This window comes from Dietzia sp. DQ12-76, from assembly GCF_014145045.1.
Taxonomy (GTDB): Bacteria; Actinomycetota; Actinomycetes; order Mycobacteriales; family Mycobacteriaceae; genus Dietzia.
Window position 1 is genome coordinate 1 of record NZ_JAALDV010000173.1, and the last position, 4,244, is coordinate 4,244.

General features: G+C 69.3%; 5 protein-coding genes and 1 pseudogene. All 6 read right to left on the reverse strand.

What is annotated here, in order from left to right; genetic code table 11:
* Positions 1 to 492 (reverse strand): crossover junction endodeoxyribonuclease RuvC (ruvC, locus tag G6019_RS07175; RefSeq protein WP_182627292.1); only part of this gene is annotated, 492 nt, incomplete at its 3' end.
* Positions 493 to 551: 59 nt separating this feature from the next.
* On the reverse strand, positions 552 to 1,304 hold the full coding sequence (locus G6019_RS07180; protein WP_107756551.1) for a YebC/PmpR family DNA-binding transcriptional regulator: 753 nt from the start codon (positions 1,302 to 1,304) through the stop codon (positions 552 to 554).
* 81 nt (positions 1,305 to 1,385) lie between these two features.
* Positions 1,386 to 2,003: a pyridoxal 5'-phosphate synthase glutaminase subunit PdxT gene (gene pdxT / locus G6019_RS07185; RefSeq protein ID WP_107756552.1), complete on the reverse strand. Its 618-nt coding sequence runs from the start codon at positions 2,001 to 2,003 to the stop codon at positions 1,386 to 1,388.
* Positions 2,000 to 2,878, reverse strand: coding sequence for an acyl-CoA thioesterase (locus G6019_RS07190; protein WP_107756553.1), 879 nt, complete (start codon positions 2,876 to 2,878; stop codon positions 2,000 to 2,002). Before G6019_RS07190 ends, pdxT begins: the two co-directional genes overlap by 4 nt.
* 7 nt (positions 2,879 to 2,885) lie before the next feature.
* Complete coding sequence (gene pdxS, locus G6019_RS07195; protein WP_107756554.1) at positions 2,886 to 3,791, reverse strand: pyridoxal 5'-phosphate synthase lyase subunit PdxS; 906 nt, start codon at positions 3,789 to 3,791, stop codon at positions 2,886 to 2,888.
* A 95-nt stretch (positions 3,792 to 3,886) separates the two neighbouring features.
* Positions 3,887 to 4,244: pseudogene (locus G6019_RS07200) on the reverse strand (NUDIX hydrolase); the annotation flags it as partial.

A 4,244-nucleotide genomic window follows, 5' to 3' on the forward strand; every position in this document is an offset into this window, starting at 1 on the left:
GGCGGCCACCCGACCCTGCATCGGCGCCCGCCAGCTGTGGCAGACGGCCAGCGCCAGCGCGTCGGCGGCGTCGGCCGGGCTCGGGGGCTTCTGCAGGCCGAGTATCCGCGTGACCATGAGTGTCATCTGCTTCTTATCGGCGCGACCGCTCCCGGTCACTGCCGCCTTGACCTCGGAGGGGGTGTGGAACGCCACCGGGATGTCCCGGTAGGCCGCGGCCATGGCCACGACGCCGGCGGCCTGCGCCGTGCCCATCGCGGTGGACACCTGGTTCTGGGCGAAGACCCGCTCGATGGCCACCACGTCGGGGCGGTGGATGGCCATCCACTCGTCGGCCACCTCGTGCACCGCACGGAGGCGGCGCTCGACGGGCTCGTCCGTTCTGGTCCGCACCACGTCCACGTCGAGGGCGGTGACGCCGCGACCGGGTGCGGTCTCGATCAACGCGAGACCGCACCGGGTCAGCCCGGGGTCCACTCCCATGACGCGCATCGAACCTCCGCCGATCGGTGATAGAACCTACGTTCGATAGCGTACCAGCGCCAGGCTCCTCAGGACTCCAGCGACGCGAGCACGTCGTCCGGTACGTCGACGTTCGAGTACACGTTCTGGACATCGTCCGAGTCCTCGAGCGCATCGATGAGGCGGAAGATCTTCCCCGCCCCCTCTGCGTCGACCGTCACCTCTACGGAAGCCCGGAAGACCGACTCGGCCGAGTCGTAGTCGATCCCGGCGGCCTGGAGGGCCGACCGGACCTGGACGAGGTCGGTGGGTTCGCAGATGACCTCGAAGCGGTCGCCGAGGTCGTTGACCTCCTCGGCCCCCGCGTCGAGCACCGCCATGAGGACGTCGTCCTCCTCGAGATCGCCCTTGTCCAGGATGATCTCGCCCTTCCGTGTGAAGAGGTAGGCCACGGAACCCGGGTCCGCCAGGTTGCCGCCGCCCCGGGTCATGGCCGTCCGGACCTCCATCGCCGCGCGGTTGCGGTTGTCCGTCAGGCATTCGATCAGCATCGCCACGCCGTTGGGCCCGTAGCCCTCGTACATGATGGTCTCCCAGTCGGCGCCGCCCGCCTCCTCGCCGGCACCACGCCGACGCGCCCGCTCGACGTTGTCGCCGGGAACCGAGTTCTTCTTGGCCTTCTGGATGGCGTCGAACAGCGTCGGGTTGCCGTCGGGGTCACCACCACCGGTGCGGGCCGCCACCTCGATGTTCTTGACGAGCTTGGCGAAGAGCTTTCCGCGCTTGGCGTCGATCGCCGCCTTCTTGTGCTTGGTGGTGGCCCACTTGGAATGGCCTGACATGGGGAGTTCCGCCCTCCGGGTGTCTGGGGATGAGGCCTGGATGACCTCCGGGTGACTTACAGGTGCCGCTGACGGCCCACTCTACGAGGTCGCCGCCGTCACCATGTCGAGGAAGTACCGATGGACGCGCACGTCGTCGGTGACCTCGGGGTGGAACGAGGTGGCCAGGGCGTTGCCCTGGCGCACGGCGACCACGTGCTCCCGGCCGTCCGACGCATGGACGCCCGCGAGGACGTCGACGTCCGGTCCCACGCTCTCCACCCAGGGCGCGCGGATGAAGACGGTGCGCAGCGGGTCGGGGCCGAGGGCGTCGACGACGAGGTCGGCCTCGAACGAGTCGACCTGCCGGCCGAAGGCGTTGCGTCGGACCGTCATGTCGATGGCGGAGAACCAGGTGGCGTCGGGGCGGGTGTCGAGCACCAGTGACGCCAGCAGGATCATGCCCGCGCACGAGCCGTAGACGGGCATACCGTCCGCGATGCGTTCCGACACCGGCTCGTACATCTCGTACACGTCCAACAGGCGGCTCATCGCGGTCGATTCACCGCCCGGGAGCACCAGTCCGTCGACGGAGTCGAGTTCCGATCGGCGGCGCACCGTCACGGCCTCGGCGCCGACGGTCTCGAGGTGCCGAAGGTGCTCGGCGACGTCGCCCTGGAGGGCGAGCACACCGATCCGGGGCCGGCCCGACGCGCTCACCCTCGGTCCGGGTCGGTGCCGCCCGACATGTCCACCGGGAAGGGTTGCGCGCCCTCCCGGAGCCGACGCGACAGCCCTTCCTGGGTGACCGCGGCGACGAGGCGCCCGGTGCGGTCGAAGATGCGACCCTGGGTGAGGGCCCGGCCCCCGAAGGCGGACGGTGACGTCTGGTCGTACAGCAGCCACTCGTCGGCCCGGAACGGGCGCAGGAACCACATGGCGTGGTCCAGCGAGGCGTCCTGGGTCGGCTCGTCAGGATGGATGACTTTCGCCGAGCTGAGCAGGGTCATGTCCGACATGTAGGCGAGTGTGCAGACGTGGAAGTTGGGGTCGTCCGGCAGCTCGTCCACACATCGGAACCACACCCGCTGCTGGGAGGCGAACTGTGACGATCCGCGGAGCTTCTCGCGAGGCACCATCCGGATGTCCCACTGCGCCCACTCGTCCACGAAGACGCGGTGGGTCTCGTCCAGGTCCTCGTACCGGGGCGCGGGAATCTCCTCGGCATCGATGACCTGTGGTATCGGGTCCTGATGCTCGATCCCCTCCTGGTCGCGGAGGTGGAAGGAGGCCGACATCGAGAAGATCGGCTCACCTTCCTGGATCGCGGTGACCCGCCGGGTGGCGAAGCTCCGCCCGTCCCGTAGCCGGTCCACCTGGAAGACGGTGGGTGCAGACGGGACCCCCGGCCGGATGAAGTACCCGTGGAGGGAATGGACGTGCTTGTCGTCGTCGACGGTGCTGACCGCGGCGGTCAGTGTCTGGCCGGCGACCTGACCGCCGAAGGTGCGCTGCAGATGGGTCTCGATCGCGTGACCGCGGTAGAGGTCGCGGTCGATCCGCTCGATCGCGAGGATGTCCTCGATCTTGGCCACCGGAGGGTCACCAACCCCGCTCGGCGAGCCGGTGCGGCTCCGGGATGTCGTCGACGTTGATGCCCACCATGGCCTCGCCCAGACCGCGGGAGATGGTCGCCAGGGTCTCGGGGTCGTCGTGGAAGGTGGTCGCCTTGACGATCGCCTTGGCGCGCTCGGAGGGATTGCCGGACTTGAAGATGCCCGACCCGACGAACACGCCCTCGGCGCCGAGCTGCATCATCATCGCGGCGTCGGCGGGGGTGGCGATGCCGCCGGCGGTGAACAACACCACGGGGAGCTTGCCCTTCTCAGCGACCTCCTTGACCAGTTCGTACGGCGCCTGGAGCTCCTTCGCCGCCACGTAGAGCTCGTCCTCGGGCAGGTTCTGCAGGCGGCGGATCTCCTGGCGGATCTTGCGCATATGGGTGGTGGCGTTGGAGACGTCGCCCGTGCCGGCCTCCCCCTTGGACCGGATCATCGCCGCGCCCTCGGTGATGCGCCGCAACGCCTCACCGAGATTGGTCGCACCACAGACGAACGGGACGGTGAACGCGAACTTGTCGATGTGGTTGGCGTAGTCGGCCGGAGTGAGGACCTCGGACTCGTCGACGTAGTCCACGCCGAGCGCCTGGAGGATCTGTGCCTCGACGAAGTGACCGATGCGCGCCTTGGCCATCACGGGGATGGAGACGGCGTCGATGATCCCGTCGATGAGGTCGGGGTCGCTCATCCGCGCGACCCCGCCCTGGGCGCGGATGTCGGCGGGGACGCGCTCGAGGGCCATGACGGCCACGGCGCCGGCGTCCTCGGCGATCTTCGCCTGCTCGGCGGTCACGACGTCCATGATGACGCCACCCTTGAGCATCTCGGCCATACCTCGCTTGACGCGTGCGGTTCCGGTGGTGTTCTCGGTGGACTGCGGCTCGCTCACGAAATAGGCCTTTCCTGGCGTCGATGACTCGTGGTAGGCGTCCAGTGTAGGTCGCCCTGACCTCGGTTCCCCAACCGCCGCCCCACCGTGCGGGGTCAGCCTCCCGCAGGTGGGTGGTCGACGAGTTCGACGTAGTCGGGCATCGGTGCGCGTCCCGCCAGCCGGAACGCTCTCACGGTGCCCTGCTCGCGGAGGTTCCTCGTGTCGCGGACCGCGTCGTTGTAGAAACTCCGGGCCATCGCCACCCGGTCGGTCACGTCCTCGAGCTCTGCGGCGAGGTCGGCCGGGAGCGCGGCCACGTCAAGCCCCGCCAGCAGCGTGCCGAGGCTGTTCTCCGCCCGTTCAGTGTCCGGGGAACCGTCCTCAGGGGGCCGACCTCCGTGACCGGGCGGGCCTGGCGGACCGGCCCGACCGGATCGCCCGGGCCTGTCCGGCGCCGGCTCCGGACGGGGG